Here is a 16988-nt window from a genome sequence, read left to right as displayed (position 1 = left end):
AATTAATCTGATTTTTTCGCAGTTAAAGCCTTATCAGGAAGCCTATTCCAGACTTCGGTTTTAATGTTTGACAAGTTGGTCTAAGATACCCATGGTTTCTTTTTTTATTAAACCCGTTTTGTGCATTATGAACTCAATTCAATAATGTAATTTACTGATAATCCATTAGGTGTTGATTATTTTTGACTTCACTCTATTGGTGTCGGGAATTATTCTCCCAATAGTCTGATTTTCTCTTAGTTTCAACCACATTTGGAAACCTATTGCATATTTCCATCTAACTAAATCAAGTTAGATGCTTCACGTCACTTTTTCCAAGTCTTGGAATTCGGGTTAAATCATTACCGTTATTTTTTGAAGGAAGGAGACAGCAGCAGGCGTCATCCGCCTTATCCTCTGCCGAATATTATTTCCATATTTTATAGAATCGGCCGCAAAGAATTATTTTGATAATACTTGATTTTAGCGTGAAACATTTCTGCCATTCTTTCTCCTTGCCATTTTGCCTTTTCTGCTTTTTCTCCGCAAAACTGTTCATCTATAGTTTTGCAGAAAAGTTGAATCCACCGGTCAAAATGTTCTTTTTCTACGGCCAACTTGGTATGGGGGACAAAGGGGCTTCCGTAGTAAGTATGCTCTTCCAGCAAAACCGTTTGCCAGAAGCTGTACATCTTCTCGAGATGTTCTGGCCATCTCTCCTGGATTTTATCATTGAAAATATCCCTGAGCATTGCGTCCTTCCGGACTTCTCCATAGAAATTGTCTACCATCGATTTGATATCCTCAAGGGAGGTAATGTCTTTTTTTGTCACCATCAGAAATAGGAGGTATACAGTTCGGAATTCCAGAACATGATGAAATAAAAAACCGCAAAGCCTATAAAAGAGATCACAAGTGCCCAAACCCATGCAGGAATGGCCTTAGGCGTTTCGGAGCCTCTGATCATAAAGAAGTCATTGCGCTCACTGCCATAGGAATTCACAGTGATGGGAATCTGTTGATTGACCACTTCTCCTTCTTTTATACCCAAAACAGAGATGTCCGGCCCATTTCTCACTTCGAAGGAAATTGTTTTTATGCCTTCCTTGCCTGAAGTGGATTTGGCAAGAATCTTCAGGATATGTTTCCCATCAGGGATTTTTGTCGTGTCCAAAACAAATTTCACAGGAGGGGCAAACTCCGCAAATGGTTTCGGATCCGTATCCAGAAATATTTTAATTGTTCTGTTATCTTCCATAAATTCAAATATTTTTTATTCCAAGACGATGTTTTTGATATGTCCAGGGGTATCCTCTTTGGGCTTGACAAGGTACTTGATGCTGAAGATCAAGGTGAAGACAACCAAAACAGCAGCTGACCAGGTAATCAGATAATCGACATTTCCCTGAGGACCTTGCCCATGTGTGATGTTTTCAAGCATTTTGGGCTGATTGGCTTTACAGACTTCACAGGCAAAACTTACCGAGGCATACCCGAAAAGGGCGATGGTGATCAGGATGGTTTTCAAATGTGTCCGCATCATTTCCAGAAATTATTGGCCATGGCAATCGTCTGAAATTCCGTGGCAATTACCTGCGAGGAAGCAATCAGCTGTGCCGTGTCCTCAGCATAATCTTTTCTGAGCCCTTTGCGGATTTCGCTGTCCGGCTGGATGGCAGCAATGGATTTCCTGGCAAGTTTGATGGCCAGTTCACGCCCTTCCTGTGGAGAGGCGGTTATCAATGTTTCCAGATAAATTTCTTTGGTTTCCATACTGTTTATTGTTGAAGTGATTTGACAAATACTCTGATCTGCTTGACCTTATCGGGAGTAACAGCCACGGCATTGTTCCCCCAACTTGAGCGTTCATGGTTGGAGATGGCTGCAATTTCCTCATCAGAAAGGATCTCCTCAAAGCCGGACATTACTCCATATTCAGGTCGGGCATCATAGCCCTCCATAATGATTCTGATCAAAGTTTCCGGGTTTTCATCATTGATGATGGCACTACCGGCCAAGGCAGGAAAGGCTCCGGGCAATCCGCTTCCATCAGCCTGATGGCAGGCGGCACAATTGTTCATGTACAATTTCTGCCCATCCGGAAGTACCGCCTCACCAGCATTGGCTGTTGGTTTGTTTTCTTTGGAAGAAGGAATGAAACTGACAGTGGGATTTTTTGGCATTTCTGCCTGCTTTAAGGATTGCAGGTAAGACACCAGATCCAGGGCTTTTTGGGAGGCAACCACTTTTTTGGTGGAAGAATTTATGAATTTCCGGGGAACGGGAACCAAGTAATCAGACTCCTTGATTTTTGATTCCTCTTTCAACTCAAAAAGCCAGGGGTAGGAAGGCATGATGGATTCCTTGACCACAATCCGGGGATTGTACAGGTGGAGTAAATGCCATTCCTTCCCAGGCTGCCTTTTTCCCACATCGGTAAGATCGGGGCCGGTCCTTTCACTCCCCAACAAGGATGGAGACTGTCTCCAAACATCCTGTCTTTGCTTGCTGTAATAATAATCCGAGGGGATGGAAGGTCGGTTTCCCCAGGTATTGTCCATTTCAATATTTCTCACCTGTTGCGTATGGCAGGACATGCAGTTTTCCTCCACATAAATGCGCAAGCCTTTTAATTCTTCCTCCGAAAATGCTTCTATGGTGGGGAGAGGTTGGGTTTGCTGGATTTGAAAAGCAGGAATCAGGGCAACCAAAATACTCAGCACCAAAAACCCGAATAGCGCTGTTCCGACAAGAAGTTTGTGGTTTTTATGAAAATCTAACATGTCTGATTCGTTTAGTTGGTTGTGATTTCATTTTTTGTGCGCAAACGATTCCTGCCAGCGTCTGCCGGAGCGGGATTTTTTTGATCAGGACTCTTTGGGATCTTTTTTAGACCTCTTGTCATGTCATAGAAATTGTAGGCAAAGAGAAGATGGGAAATAAACATCAACGTACCGCCAATGGCTCTCCAAAGCCAGAAAGGCTGCATCAGTATCACGGATTGAATGAAGGGTTCACCTTCTATCCAACTCAGTCCCTTCATGGATCCACCCACCATCAGTGAGACCATGTAGGCAAAAAGGCCTATAAATGCCATCCAGAAATGCATCCCCACAAATATTTGCCTGGGTTCCCGTCCTGTTATTTTGGGAAGAATCGCATACACGCAGGCCCAAAGCATAAAGGTGATGATGCCATACATGGTCATGTGGGAATGTGCCACATTGAAATCCGTAAAATGCCAGATGAAATTGGTAAACCTGAAGGCTTGCAGGCTCCCCTGAGCAGATCCCACAAAGTAGAATACCACTCCAACCAGAAAGAAAGGCAGGACATAACTTTTGGTTATTTCATTCCAGCTTCCCCGCATGGTCATTAGGAAATTGGTTGTCCCGGCAACTACTGGAATCAGCATGCCTGCACTGAAGACAATGGCGACTGTTTGCAACCACCAAGGCAAGGGGCTGAATACGAAATGGTGGGTGCCGATCAGCGTATAAAACAGCATCTGGGTCCAAAAAGCCAATACGCCCAAGGAATAGGAATAAATGGGCTTGTTGAGAGAGGAGGGGAGGTAATAGTAGATCAAACCCAATGTGAAAGTCATGAACCACATCCCGACTCCCTGATGCATGTAGTACCCCTGGATGACAGTTTCTCCCAATCCATCCTGGTACATGGGCAGATAGCCGATGACAACCAGAATAATGGTCCAGCCCAATCCTCCAAGCAAGTACCAGTTGGAAATGTAGATTTCCTCTATTTTCCTGTGGGCGACAGTTTGGTAGAAATTATAAAAGGTGATGACCATGCCAATGGCAAAAAGGAGTGCCACAGGCCAGATATATTCCCGGTATTCACCACCGCCGTTGTTGATCCCTGACATCAAAAACAAGGTCCCAATGGCTACACTGGCGTTCATCAGCCACCACGCCCACCAGGCGAGTTTATAACTGTATAAGGTGTTGTTGGAAGTTCTCGTGATCACAAAATGACCCAGGCCGATCATGGTGAGGGAGGCCCAACCCCAAAATACGGCATTGGTATGGACAGGCCTCAACCTTCCAAAGGAAAGCCAGGAAATGGAATCCATTTCTGGCCAAACAAATTTCATCCCAAGATATTGACCGATCAGGGTACCGAAAACGAGCCAAAACACCGAGGCACCTATATACCAGGTGATGATTTTTTTTAATGGGAGTGGTGTGTCTAAAGTGATGGGAGACTTTTTCTTTTCATCCACCAGCGGATTGTTTGGCTCATGGGTTACGCCGGCAATGATACCCCTGCTGTCCTCCACTTCAAGATCACTTCCAAGTTCACTACTGGTCAATTGGTAAGAAACTGCTTTCCTGCGTTTTTCCAGGATTGTGCCAATCTCCGCTTCATCCATTTCCAGAAGACGTTCATTAAATTCATTCTTTTTGCTTCGCTCGCCACTTTTTTGAAGCTGTGCGAAATAACCTGAAGCCTTCACCGTAAGGATGAATATGGCTATGACAAGTACGATTACGATGAGCAGAATCGTACCGACAATGCCTGGACTAGTCATCCAGTTGGCTGTGTCAGGGTTTGGGGTAGGTTGGGCCAATACCTCCTTTGGGAAAATGGCGATCAGGAAGAGTAGGCCAATGTAAAATTTAATGTTTTTCATTTTGGATAAAATTATCGGAAATAAGACTAAATTTTTTTTTATCGGGTCAGAATGGTTTTTCCTGATTTAAGACCGGTAGTCAAATCAAGAATAGAGGTTGTTTCAAGCATCTTTCTAAGGTCCTCCCTTATTTTGATGAATTTGTCGTGCATTGGGCAGGGCTGTTTGCTGTTGCATGCCTTAAGACCGAGACCGCAACCTTTGTATAAATTATCGCCATCAATGGCGAAAACGATATCACTCACATTGATTTCCGTCATCTTTTTATTGTCAATAAAAAATCCGCCGAAAGGTCCTGTTTTGGATTCCAGTATTTTTTGTTTGATCAGAAAAGTCAGAATTTTGGCGGTAAAGGCCTCAGGGGCATTGATGCCCGAGCTTACCTCACCGATTTTAACCCTTTCTCCCTCCAATGATCTGGTGGCGATGTAGATGATGGCTTTGATACCGTATTCACAGGACTTGGAAAACATGAGATAGATCAGTTATTTTGACAAATGTAATGGGAATTTGCAATTGCGACAAACTTATCGCAAATAAATATTTCCTCCTTGGATCTGAATAGATCCCCAGGTGGAGTAGGGGTAAAAACTCCCTCTGACTTTGCTTGATCAGGAGTTGATGCATTATCCCTACTGTTTTCCGCACTCAAATGAAGCATATGGGTATTTTAATACAGACTTGTTTGGAGGTTCATTTTGCTCCTGTGTGGATTGGTTTGACCAGGGTTATGCATTGGCAACACAATTCCATTCTGAAATTGGGTAATAATCAGTCTTTGAAGCTGTTTTTGACTTCTCCCCAGCGGTACGATACCCTATGCTTCAAAAAGTCTGGTTTTCTTGCAGTTTCAAGCCCATCTGGAAACGGAATGTATATTTCGGATTTAATGTCAAATAAATTGGAATGGCCATGTCAATATGTATAAATCAAATAACAACTAGATAGAAATTTCTTGGCCATTTTTAAGTTATTGTTCCCTATAAATCAATATTTGACCGTTTATAAAATATGTAGTTTGAGATTTTTTGATCGAATTTTAAACCCTTGAGACTTTTTAGTCATTAATTTTAATGCAAAAAAAAAGCTTTTACCCCCAAAATACTTCTATTAATAAAATTTAAAATGCAAATTAATCTTTATAAAAACTTTTAAAATCTATATTTAAAAAAATAATTATTTTTTTAGTTGTTTGGTTGGTCCAAATAGAATCTCATCGATTTTAAAAAATCCTCAATTGCTTTATTAAAATTCCCGCAAAAAATTACTAACGGATCTTTTACATTTATAGTATATGCTCAAAAAAATATTTTCTGAGGGAAAATCCCGCCGTCATTTCCTAAAGTCCAGTTCACTCCTGGGCGGTCTTGCCTTTCTCGCTCCCGTGGCAAATGCTTTTGGCAAATCAAAGAAGTCCATCGAATTAGCCAATAATTTGGGAGAGCTTCGATTTGTACATACTGCGGGATTGAAGGGGCAATCAGGGCCAACCTTGAAAGGACAATTCGGAGGGCTAAATGATATCGCTGAAAGTTTGGCTGAAGCCACTTTCAATGGTTTGAAAATCGATGCGGGGGACTTTTTGGATCCAAGCCAGTCTTTTTCCGATAACCTGGAATTTGTCAAAAATCTTTCCAATTATGGCCTTCACTTGGCCGGACTGGGAAAGACCGAACTGGATCTGTCGGAGGATCAGCTTCTGGAATTGGCCAAAAAGGCAACTTTTTCACTCGTCAATACCAATTATCGATTTATCAATCCTGAACTCGATCAGGTGATCAACAAGCACCTCATTGTTAATTTTGGCAAATACAAAATGGGGGTGATTGCCGTAGCTGATGAGTTTGGTTCCCTTCCAAAAAAAGTCAGGAACCCAATCAAGTCAGCGCTAAGGGAGTCGGAATTGCTGAAAAGCTTCCATTCCTGCGACATGGTGGTATGCCTTGTCAATTTTGATTCAAATCCCGATATCCAAAACCCTTCGATTGACAGGTTGGCAGAAAAAGCCGAACACATTGATTTCATTTTATCCGCCAATACGACCAGCACCAGACCGGGATTGAATTTGATCAAGGATCGATCCGGCGAAGATGTCTTGATCAGTACCGTGATGGATTCGGGAAAATACCTGGGTGACTTTTCAGTCACTTTCACACCAAAATACGCCAAATGTATGGTCGCCAATCATTCCAGAATTCCAGGGCCGAAAAACCAGACCCAAGCCACTTCAATCATTCATGAAATATCAACTCAATCAATATAAGCATGGAACCATTTCTGTCTGAGATAATGCTTTTTTCGTTCAATTTTGCGCCTAGAGGATTTGCACAATGCAATGGGCAATTGCTTCCCATCAACCAAAATCAAGCCTTGTTTTCCTTGTTGGGGACCAGTTTTGGTGGTGATGGTCGAGTGAATTTTGCTTTACCAGATCTACGGGGGAGAGCTTTGGCACACGTAGGAGATGGTTTTACATTAGGTGAGAGAGTTGGGGCGCAAGCGCATACATTAAGTATTTCTGAAATCCCAACACATCTCCATGAATCGAACAAATCAGGAAGTTCAATTTTGAATATCAGCGCATCTTCTTCAGCTGATTCTGGAGATCCGGAGGGTCGTGTTTTTGCTGGCAACAGCAATTTTCCTAATCGTTTTGGGGAAAAATTTGACGAAGGACTTTCGGATCAAATTGCAAGTTCGAAGGCCTCTGGTATCGCTGGAGGTAGCCAAGCACATTTGAATATGATGCCTTTTTTAACCCTTAATTATTGTATTGCCCTTCAGGGTATTTTCCCATCTCCAAATTGATTAAAATATGAGTGGTACAAATCAGTTTGTTGCGGAAATATGCATGTTTCCCTTCAATTTTGCCCCAAAAGGCTGGGCATGGTGTGATGGTCAATTATTGTCCTTATCTCAAAACACAGCTTTATTTGCTCTATTGGGTACTACCTATGGGGGAAATGGTTTTTCCAATTTTGCATTACCTGACCTTAAAGGCCGGTTACCGATGCATCCCGGACAAGGTCCGGGACTTTCATTGCATGATTTAGGAGAGATGGGAGGCCAGGCTTCAGTTACTCTACTTGAAAGTGAAATCCCAAATCATAGTCACAATGTTGATATTAATATTCCAGTTGGAGGTACAGCGGATACAGATAGTCCACTCAATGCTTATCCTGCGACTTTTGAAGTTGGAGACCAGATAAATGGTAAACCAGCAGCATTGTATTCATCCACCACAGATGGAAATTTGGGTTCTTTCAATTCTCAAATCAGTTCAAATCCTGCTGGTGGGGGGCAACCTCACAACAATATGCAGCCAACCTTATTTGTTTATTATTGCATCGCTCTTCAGGGAGTTTTTCCACCAAGAACCTAAACACCATGTCTCAAGCATACATAGGACAAATTTGCATTTTTGCCGGAAACTTTCCGCCTCAGGGGTGGATGTTTTGTGCAGGGCAAATATTGTCTATTTCTGAAAATGAAACCTTATTTGCACTCATTGGAACAACCTATGGAGGTGACGGGCAATCAACTTTTGCTCTTCCTGATCTTCGAGGCAGAACACCTATCCACCAAGGGAATGGTTTTATCCTGGCGGAAACTGGAGGGGCAGAAGAAATCACACTAACAGTCAATCAAATTCCTCAACATACCCATACATTGAAAGGGCCCAGCGTAGTAGCATTAGGGTCCATCGCAGGGAATTCTGCCGATCCAGCGGGAAACTATCCGGCCATATCACCGGGAATAAATCTTTACAGCAAAACGACCATAGAGAACGTGAATATGGCCAATCAGGGATTGGGGAATTCGTCTATTCTGGTTCCCTTAGGAGGCGGTCAGCCGCATACTAATTTGCAACCCTACCTTGCAGTGAATTTCATCATCAGTCTCTTTGGTGTTTTTCCTTCCCCGTCCTAATGGAAAATATTGGAATTCTTCTTCCCAAATCCAGCACACATCCCGAGATTGGATATGATTTCTTTTTCGGGATAAAAGCATTTTTCGCATACCATACCACTTTTAATCCATCGATTTACACCGCAAATATCGGTTTTGGAATTGATGGGGATGGGATGTATTCTGAAGCGGAGCGGATGTTTTTGGAAAAAAATGTGGACGTTTTGGTGGTTTTTGCGGAGCATCCCATAGTTGACAAAATCTTCCCTTTGGCAGCCCAGTTTCGCCGGACCATTCTCGTGGTTAATCCCGGAGCAAAATACCCAATCGATTGGCAGGCTCCTGACTATGTTGTGTTTCTCACAATGGGAGAAATGCTTTCGGCAAAATTGGCAGCAACGCATGCAGTTTCTGGATTGGGGATTTCCAAAGGAATCAATGCTACCAACTTTTACGATGGAGGATACGGCATTGGGGACGCCTTTTATCTTGGGCAAGAAAATGCTGGTGGAGAAATCGTGTTCACTTTTGTGTCCAAGCATCTTGAAACAGAATTTGATCCCAAGCCATTACAAGATTTTTTGGAAGGGAATCAGGAACCAATGTTGATTTATGCGATCTATACGGGAAATATTTTGCCGCTTTTTCTCAAAGCAATAGAAGGTTCCCACACGCAAGCAACTTTGGTTTGCAGTGCCGCGATGCTTCATGAACTCATCGGATCCGAACTGGATCAAAAAATGTCCCTGCCGGAAATTTTCGCTTGTACTTCCCTCAGTCCCGAGTGGAAAAACAAGAGGTTTCAACCCCTTCATGACTTTTTCAAAAATGATGCGAGGCGGGAGGTTTCCCCTTTTTCATATTTGGGATGGGATGCCGGAGAAGTGCTGCAGCAGCTTGCCTCAGCATCAGGGGCTGACTGGCAGGAGAAGGCACAGCAACTTCAAAAAACAACGATTTCAGGAAGTAGGGGAGTGATGAAGTTTCATTTGAAAACAGGGCATTTTATCGGTGTCCAGTATCAGGTCCAACTTCAAGGAAAACACCTCAACGTCTCAAAAATCGAACTTGAGGAAGTATTGAAAGAATGGGAGCAATTTATGGAGACTCGGCCGAATCCCCCACAAGTGGGTTGGTTCAATACCTACCTCTGCTCTTAAAAAAGTGAATTTTATCAGTAACGGTCTTTCAAATCATCTCCATCCAGGAAGCAGTTTTTAGGGTCTTCAGCCATACGATATGAAAAATGTGTTCAAAAGTCTAGGGATTTTTCTTGCTTTCTTCTTTTTGGGAATCAATTCTCTTTATGCCCAATGTATCCTGTTTCCAGGGAACCTGGTTTTCTCGGGAGTCAATCTCGATGATGATGGAGTGGATGGCACGAGTGGAAATGATCGCTTCAGTTTCGTCCTCCTTCAGGACGTGAGTGAAAATTTTGAGATCTATTTCACGGACCTGGGCTGGACTACTTCCAACTCATTTCAAAGTACCACTAAAGCCCTAACCGACGGAATCATCAAGTGGACCGCACCGGTGGGTGGGGTGGAAGCAGGTACTCAGATTACAATAGATGCTAAATATGCACTTGCCGCCACTTTGGGTACGGTTTCAGGAGTCAGAGCTACACCAAATAACCCTGATCTCTATTTGGATCTCGGTATTTCAGGGGATCAGCTTTTTGCTTTCACAGGTACTGTGAACAGTCCCACTTTTATTGCAGGAATCAACTTGAACCAAAGTTGGACCAGCCTTCTGGCCGATAGGCTGACTTCCTCCGAATCATTCTTACCAGTAGCTCTTAATGCTGCGAATGTGCAAAATGTAAGCTTGGTAAGCAGTATAGACAATGGGTTTAGCAATGCGGTCATCTCATCTAATAGTTTTAGTGGACTTTTTTCAAACATAGTTGCAGTATTCAATCAAAATACAAATTGGGTTTTTGAGGATTCGTATCAACCAGATGCTGTTCCATCGGGATTTCAGTTGCCAAAAGCACTGAATTTTGTCATTACACCTTTTAATTTTTTAAACAATCCAACAGGGGTCAATACAATCACTTACGGAGGAAATACTCAGTTTACAGTTACAAAAATCGATAGCAGAACTATCGGCTCCTACCAATGGCAGGTAAGTTCAAATGAGGGGACTGATTACGTTGCTTTGACCAATGCTGGAATTTACTCAGGTACAGCCACCTCAACTTTGGTGATCACTAAGCCACCCGTTTCCCACAACAGCTACCGCTATCGTGTAGTAGCCATGGATGCATGCGGGAATGAAGCAATTTCAAATCACATTCAGCTCTCCGTTAACCGAAAATCTCTGACTGTAAATCTAATCGGTACAATTGAGAAAGAAAGAGATGGAACTACCCAAGCAAGTATTGCGAATGAAAATCTGGAGTTGACGGGTCTAATTGGCATTGATGATGTTTCTGTACTCAATCCTGGGGCTGGAAGTTATGCTTCAGCTTTGCCGGGAACCGGAATTCAGGTGACTGTGACGGGACTTTCCATCACGGGTTCGGATGCAGGGAATTATACATTGTCCTCGACCTCCGCTGCTGCGAATGTCGGAATCATAGTCGATAAGACTCCTCCGGCCGGATATTCGGTCAGCATCGACCAAAATCTGATCAATGAATCAAACGCATCGGCTGTCAGCTTTACGATTGCAGGTGCAGAAATCGGGGCAACTCTAAATTATTCATTCACCAGTTCGGGAGGAGGAACACCAGTCACCGGTTCAGGCACAATCACATCGGCAAATCAACAATTTACCGGGATTGACATCAAAGGATTGGCAAAGGGAACAATTACGCTTTCTCTCACTTTGACAGATCCCTATAACAATGTTGGCCAAGCGGTAACAGCCACTGCAACCAAGGAAGCACCTACCCCGACAATTACATCTGCTACATACCATGGAGATACTGGGGCGCTCGTTGTAACTGGAACAGACTTTTTGAGTAATTCAACCGGTGCGGATGTGGATGCTTCAAAACTCACCCTGGTTGGTGAAGGAGGGGAGATCTACACGTTGACGGATACTTTTGGTTCGGAAATTACCTCGCGGACTTCATTCACACTGACTTTGTCTCCTACAGATCGTCTCAGCCTTGGGACCATTTTCAACAAGAATGGGATGGCCTCCACAGGGGGCACCACCTATAATCTTGCTGCTGCAGACAACTGGCTGACTGCGGCGGAACTCTCCAACGACATGAGTGACTTGACTGGAAATGGAGTTTCTGTTTTCAATGTACTTGTCCCAAGCATTACCTCTGCCACTTACAATTGGTCTACAGGTTCATTAGTTGTAACTGGAAGTTGGTTTGTGAAGGCTGCCGGCGCATCCAACGATATTGTGGCCACTCGTTTTGCATTAACTGGGGAAGGAGGAACAACGTACACCTTCACGGATACGCAGAATGCTGAAATCACCAACGGAACCTCCTTCACCTTGAATTTATCAGCCACAGATCAGGCAGCGATTAAGCCGATTTTGAATAAAAATGGCTTAAGTGCTATTGATGCCACCACCTACAACTTGGCAGCCGCGGAAGATTGGTCAGCCGGGACGAATCCTGCGGTAGTTATTGCTGATCTGAGTGGAAATTCTATATTGGTTTCAAATGTAAACCAGACGCCAACAGCCACTCCGCCAATATCTCCAACAGTGGAGGAAGACACTGCTCCTGTTTTGATTTCAGGGATGAGTGTAAGCGATGGAGAAGGAGACAATCAAACGTTGAGTTTTACCATTACCGGTGGAGTACTTTCACTGGGAACTGACGGAATCACTTTTGGAGATTCCGGTAACGGTTCTGCTAATTTTACAGCCTCCGGGACGCTGGCAGAAATCAATACCGCATTGGCTGCTGCCACATTTGCACCTACGCCGGATCTTTTTGGGACCAACGCGGGAGGAATTTCTTTTACAGCCAATGATGGGACATCCACGTCAGCGGTGGCTTCGGCAACTTTTGATATCCTTGGAATCAATGATGACCCGACCTTTATAGGATTGCCGGCTTCGATTACCGTAGTGGAGGATGTTTCTCCAAGTTACTTGAGCAATGCGCTTTCCGCAGGGACTTTTAACGATGTAGATGCCGGATCAAATGATGTAACCCTGATCTTAACTGTCAGTTCAGGGACTTTGGGATTTGCGAATCCGCAAGGAATAATTTCCATTATCGGAAACGGGACTTCTGTGGCAAATCTGGTTGGTACGGTGACAAATATCGAAAGTTACCTCAGTACCAATACCAACGTGTCATATAATCCCGCTTTGAATCTCAATGGGGTCGGCGCCGCTACGCTGACCGTATCCGCAAATGATGGAGGAAATACAGGCTCAGGTGGAGGAACTAACGTAAGTTTAGGTCAAATCCAAATTGACATCACTCCGGTGAATGATGCACCGACCGTAGCCAATCCGATTCCCAACCAAAACGCTACACAGGGAGCGGCCTTCAATTTCCAGTTTGCCAACAACACCTTCGCAGATGTGGATGCGGGTACCACTTTGACCTACTCCGCCCAACTTTCCGGTGGCGGGGCCTTGCCTGCTTGGCTAAGCTTTGATTCCATAACACGGACATTCAGCGGCACCCCTTTGAATGCCAATGTCGGCACAGTCAGCATTGATGTGATTGCCAATGATGGAAATGGCGGGACAGTAACTGACACTTTTGATATCGTAGTCGCCAATGTGAATGACGCACCGACCGTCGCCAATCCGATTCCCAATCAAAATGCTACCGAAAATATCGCATTCAACTTCCAATTTGCAGCCAATACCTTCAATGATATTGATGTTGGAGATGTGTTGACTTATTCGGTTCAGTTGACCGGGGGCGGAGCCCTTCCAACTTGGTTGAGTTTTAATTCTGCAACGCGAACGTTCAGCGGGACCCCGGGTAATGCTGATTCAGGTGTAATAAATTTGGAAGTCATTGCTGAGGATAGTGGTGGAGAGACGGTCACGGATTCCTTTACCCTTACCGTCGCGGCAGTGAACGATGCACCAGACATCACTGCACCATTGACTATAGCCGTATTGGAAGATGTAGCCCAGATCTTGACAGGAATTGCCTTTACCGATGTGGATGCTGGGTCCAATCCGGTATTGGTCACTTTTAATGTGGCCAGTGGAATATTGGTTGCTGAATCAGGTTCAGGTGTAACCGTTGACGGAAGTGGTACAGGTGCTTTGGAATTGACGGGCAGTGTGGCAGACCTCAACAGCTTTATAGCAGATGGTGAGTTAAGCTTTACTACCAGCCTAAACAGTACCACAGATGTCACTTTGGAAATTGAAATAAACGACAATGGAAACAGTGGGTCTGGAGGGGCGAAAACTGATGCTGTCAATCTGACTTTAACTGTGACAGCGGTGAACGATGCTCCTGTTAATGCTGTGCCAGGTGATCAGCAAGTCGATCAAAATGCTGTTTTAATCTTTAGTTTAAGTAAGGCAAATCAGATCTCTATTTCCGATGTTGATGCAGGGGGTGGTACAGTAGAGGTTTCATTGAGCGCTACCAATGGAGTACTGACTTTAGCCGGTGTAACAGGACTGACCTTTACGACCGGGGATGGAACCGCTGATGGAAGCATGACTTTCAGAGGCTCAATCGCCAACATAAATACAGCAATAAGCACGCTGACATTTTATCCAACTAGTAATTACAATGGATTGGCGAGCATTACAATCACGACCAGTGATCTGGGATTAAATGGATCCGGAGGTGCTCAGACCGATTCAGACATGATTTTGATTACGGTCAATGCAATCAATCCAGTGGTGACTTCCGTCAGTTCAATTACAACCAACGGGCTCTATAAAATCGGGGAGGTGATTTCGATACAGGTCAGGTTTGACCAAAATCTCACAGTGGATACCGACTTGGGTATTCCGACTTTGAGTTTGGAGACAGGTGTCTCAGACGCTTTGGCCGCATATACTTCAGGATCCGGCACCAATATCCTGACTTTTCAGTACACCGTTCAAGAAGGAAATAGCACCGCAGATCTGGATTATACCGGAACAGCAGCCTTGTTGCTTAACGGAGCAAAGATCACGAATGCAGAGGCCTTGGACGCATTGCTGACATTGCCTGCACCGGGCACTGTGAATTCACTCTCGGCCAATTCAACCTTATCGATTGATGGCATTAGGCCAACCGTAAACATTGTCATAAATGACACCGCCTTATCCGTCGGTGAAAGCACCACAGTTACGATCACTTTCAATGAGGCGGTTTCAGGCTTGGACGCCGGTGACTTTACCGTGGCAAATGGGACGCTTTCGGGACTCAGCTCTGCTGACGGTGGAAGTACTTGGTCGGCCATCTTCACTCCAAATGCAAATGTACAAGATGCCACCAATCTGATTACCCTGGATAAAACCGGTGTGGTGGATATGGCTGGAAATACAGGTGTCGGCTCTACCGATTCCAACAATTACGCCATTGACACCTCAAGACCAACCGCAAGTGTGGTCGTAGCGGATACCCAATTGATCTCGGGAGAGACAACTCAGGTGACCATCACCTTCAGTGAAGCGGTGATAGGGTTTACCACTGCTGACTTGACAGTCTCCAATGGATTCCTTAGCGCATTGAGTTCGGCTGATGGCGGGATTACCTGGACGACTACTTTAACTCCATCAAGCGGAGTGGAAGATGCGACGAATGTGATCGAACTCGCTAATGTGGGAGTTGCTGACCTAGCTGGAAATACAGGTACAGGAACAACAACTTCCAACAACTACGCAATTGATACAAGGCGACCAACCGTCACAATCGTTGTTTCGGATACGCAGTTGAGTGTGGGAGAGACAAGTCCTGTCACCATTACTTTCACCGAAGCAGTAAATGGATTAGCGCTCGATGATTTCACAATTCAAAACGGTAGCCTCTCCGGATTGAGTACTTCGGATGGAGGGATTACCTGGACAGCTACTTTAACTCCGGATAGCGGAGTGGAAGATGCCACTAACCTGATCACATTGGACAATACCGGTTATCAGGATTTGGCAGGAAATACGGGATCTGGAATTTCCAATTCCAATAATTATTCTGTGGATACCATTAATCCAACCGGGTATTCAGTGTCGATTGTTCCGGATAGAATCAATGGTGTGAATCAGAATGATTTTAGTTTCAACTTGGTTGACGGAGAAATTGGCACCACTTATTCCTATTCTATCAGCAGCAGTGGAGGAGGGACCCCGGTGACAGGAAATGGTACAGTAAGTAATATCAATCAATTCATTGATGGCATAAATGTGAGTACACTTCCTGATGGTGAATTGACTCTTATTGTTACACTCACCGATCCTTCCGGAAATGTAGGAGCCGAAGAAAGCGACACAGTTGAAAAACTTTTACCGGCAATTTTAACCATCAGCGCGATAACCCAGGCTGACGAAGCGGGTACTGACGGGGAATTTGAAGTGTTGACCAGCAATCTGTTTGCGGCAAATACTTCAGTGACCATCGTGGTGAGTGGAACAGCTACCAATGGAACAGATTACACCACGATAGGAAGCTCTTTTGTCTTCCCTGCCAATACGAGCAGCGTCATTATCCCCGTTTCGGTGATTGACGATATCGATGTAGAAGGCAATGAAACGGTGATCATCAGGTTGGTAGAGACCAACAATCCTCTGGTTTCTGTAGGTTCTCCTGCTGAAGCCACGGTTACCATTACCGATAACGATGTGCCATCACCGTTAACCATCACCCCAACGGTCAATCAAAACAAAGTTTATGGATCGGCAGAACCTTCATTCACCTTCACGGCTTCTGGATTTAATCCTGGTGACGATATCAGTGGCATTCAAGGTTTACTTTCACGTGCGCCGGGAGAAGATGCGGGCGCCTATGCCTTTGCCTTGGGCAACCTTGATGCAGGCCCGAATTATACCCTGATTCTTAGCCCGGAAGACTTTTTCGTCAATCCTGCGACCATTACCATTCAAGTTGATAAAACTCTCCAAAAGGTCTATGGAGCTTCAGATCCTACATTCACCTATTCAGCTTCAGGATTCGTGGCGGGTGAAGATGCGAGCATCCTGACGGGAGCTCTCGCAAGGTTTTCCGGTGAAAGCGTAGGGAACTATGCGATCAACCAAGGCAACTTGGATGCAGGAACCAATTACACGATTGCTTACACCGGAGCTGATTTTGCGATCACGCTGAAAACTTTGGTGGTCACAGCAGACGCGAACCAGACTAAGGTTTACGGAGCCGCTGAGCCTACGTTCAGTTATGCGGTCACTGGTTTTGAAAACGGAGACGATGCAAGTATCCTGACGGGAGCACTTGGAAGAACTTCCGGCGAAAACGTAGGCAACTACGCGATCAATCAAGGCAACTTGGATGCTGGTACCAACTATACGATTGATTTTGTGGCTTCGGATTTTGACATCAGGT

Annotated in this window: 13 protein-coding genes; 6 read left to right on the top strand and 7 right to left on the bottom strand. The window is 44.5% G+C overall.

Annotated elements, in window-relative coordinates; all coding sequences use genetic code 11:
• Positions 1 to 419 precede the first annotated feature (419 nt).
• The 7 genes from Q7J63_RS01025 to Q7J63_RS00995 are packed head-to-tail and all read right to left on the bottom strand — an operon-like array spanning position 420 to position 5106.
• Complete coding sequence (locus Q7J63_RS01025; RefSeq protein WP_304883603.1) at positions 420 to 815, bottom strand: group III truncated hemoglobin; 396 nt, start codon at positions 813 to 815, stop codon at positions 420 to 422.
• Positions 815 to 1237: a cytochrome C gene (locus tag Q7J63_RS01020; RefSeq protein ID WP_304883602.1), complete on the bottom strand. Its 423-nt coding sequence runs from the start codon at positions 1235 to 1237 to the stop codon at positions 815 to 817. The genes Q7J63_RS01025 and Q7J63_RS01020 overlap by 1 nt, the downstream gene beginning before the upstream one ends.
• Before the next feature lie 15 nt (positions 1238 to 1252).
• Positions 1253 to 1522, bottom strand: coding sequence for a hypothetical protein (locus Q7J63_RS01015; RefSeq protein ID WP_304883601.1), 270 nt, complete (start codon positions 1520 to 1522; stop codon positions 1253 to 1255).
• Positions 1519 to 1752, bottom strand: a complete 234-nt coding sequence (locus Q7J63_RS01010; RefSeq protein ID WP_304883600.1) for a hexameric tyrosine-coordinated heme protein — start codon at positions 1750 to 1752, stop codon at positions 1519 to 1521. The genes Q7J63_RS01015 and Q7J63_RS01010 overlap by 4 nt, the downstream gene beginning before the upstream one ends.
• A 5-nt stretch (positions 1753 to 1757) precedes the next feature.
• A complete protein-coding gene (locus tag Q7J63_RS01005) occupies positions 1758 to 2762 on the bottom strand; it encodes a cbb3-type cytochrome c oxidase subunit II (protein WP_304883599.1) in 1005 nt (334 codons plus the stop codon).
• Positions 2763 to 2773: 11 nt separating this feature from the next.
• The gene (locus Q7J63_RS01000) at positions 2774 to 4633 is read right to left on the bottom strand and encodes a cbb3-type cytochrome c oxidase subunit I (RefSeq protein WP_304883598.1); all 1860 of its coding nucleotides are present in this window, start codon (positions 4631 to 4633) and stop codon (positions 2774 to 2776) included.
• Positions 4634 to 4671: 38 nt separating this feature from the next.
• Positions 4672 to 5106 (bottom strand): Rrf2 family transcriptional regulator, encoded by a 435-nt coding sequence (locus tag Q7J63_RS00995; RefSeq protein ID WP_304883597.1) that lies wholly within the window; start codon positions 5104 to 5106, stop codon positions 4672 to 4674.
• Between the two features lie 821 nt (positions 5107 to 5927).
• Here Q7J63_RS00995 and Q7J63_RS00990 point away from each other — a divergent pair.
• The 6 genes from Q7J63_RS00990 to Q7J63_RS00965 all read left to right on the top strand — a co-directional run.
• Positions 5928 to 6896: a hypothetical protein gene (locus tag Q7J63_RS00990; RefSeq protein WP_304883596.1), complete on the top strand. Its 969-nt coding sequence runs from the start codon at positions 5928 to 5930 to the stop codon at positions 6894 to 6896.
• Positions 6897 to 6898: 2 nt separating this feature from the next.
• Positions 6899 to 7441 (top strand): phage tail protein, encoded by a 543-nt coding sequence (locus Q7J63_RS00985; protein ID WP_139189907.1) that lies wholly within the window; start codon positions 6899 to 6901, stop codon positions 7439 to 7441.
• Between the two features lie 43 nt (positions 7442 to 7484).
• Positions 7485 to 8015 (top strand): phage tail protein, encoded by a 531-nt coding sequence (locus Q7J63_RS00980; protein ID WP_304883595.1) that lies wholly within the window; start codon positions 7485 to 7487, stop codon positions 8013 to 8015.
• 5 nt (positions 8016 to 8020) lie between these two features.
• A complete protein-coding gene (locus tag Q7J63_RS00975; protein ID WP_304883594.1) occupies positions 8021 to 8563 on the top strand; it encodes a phage tail protein in 543 nt (180 codons plus the stop codon).
• The gene (locus Q7J63_RS00970; protein WP_304883593.1) at positions 8563 to 9702 is read left to right on the top strand and encodes an ABC transporter substrate-binding protein; all 1140 of its coding nucleotides are present in this window, start codon (positions 8563 to 8565) and stop codon (positions 9700 to 9702) included. Before Q7J63_RS00975 ends, Q7J63_RS00970 begins: the two co-directional genes overlap by 1 nt.
• Before the next feature lie 79 nt (positions 9703 to 9781).
• On the top strand, positions 9782 to 16988 hold a 7207-nt coding region (locus Q7J63_RS00965), incomplete at its 3' end, for an Ig-like domain-containing protein (RefSeq protein ID WP_304883592.1).

Source organism: Rhodonellum sp., from assembly GCF_030656585.1.
Classification (GTDB): Bacteria; Bacteroidota; Bacteroidia; order Cytophagales; family Cyclobacteriaceae; genus Rhodonellum; species Rhodonellum psychrophilum.
Note: the sequence above shows the minus strand (reverse complement) of the source record. Positions and strands in the feature narration are given on the sequence as shown.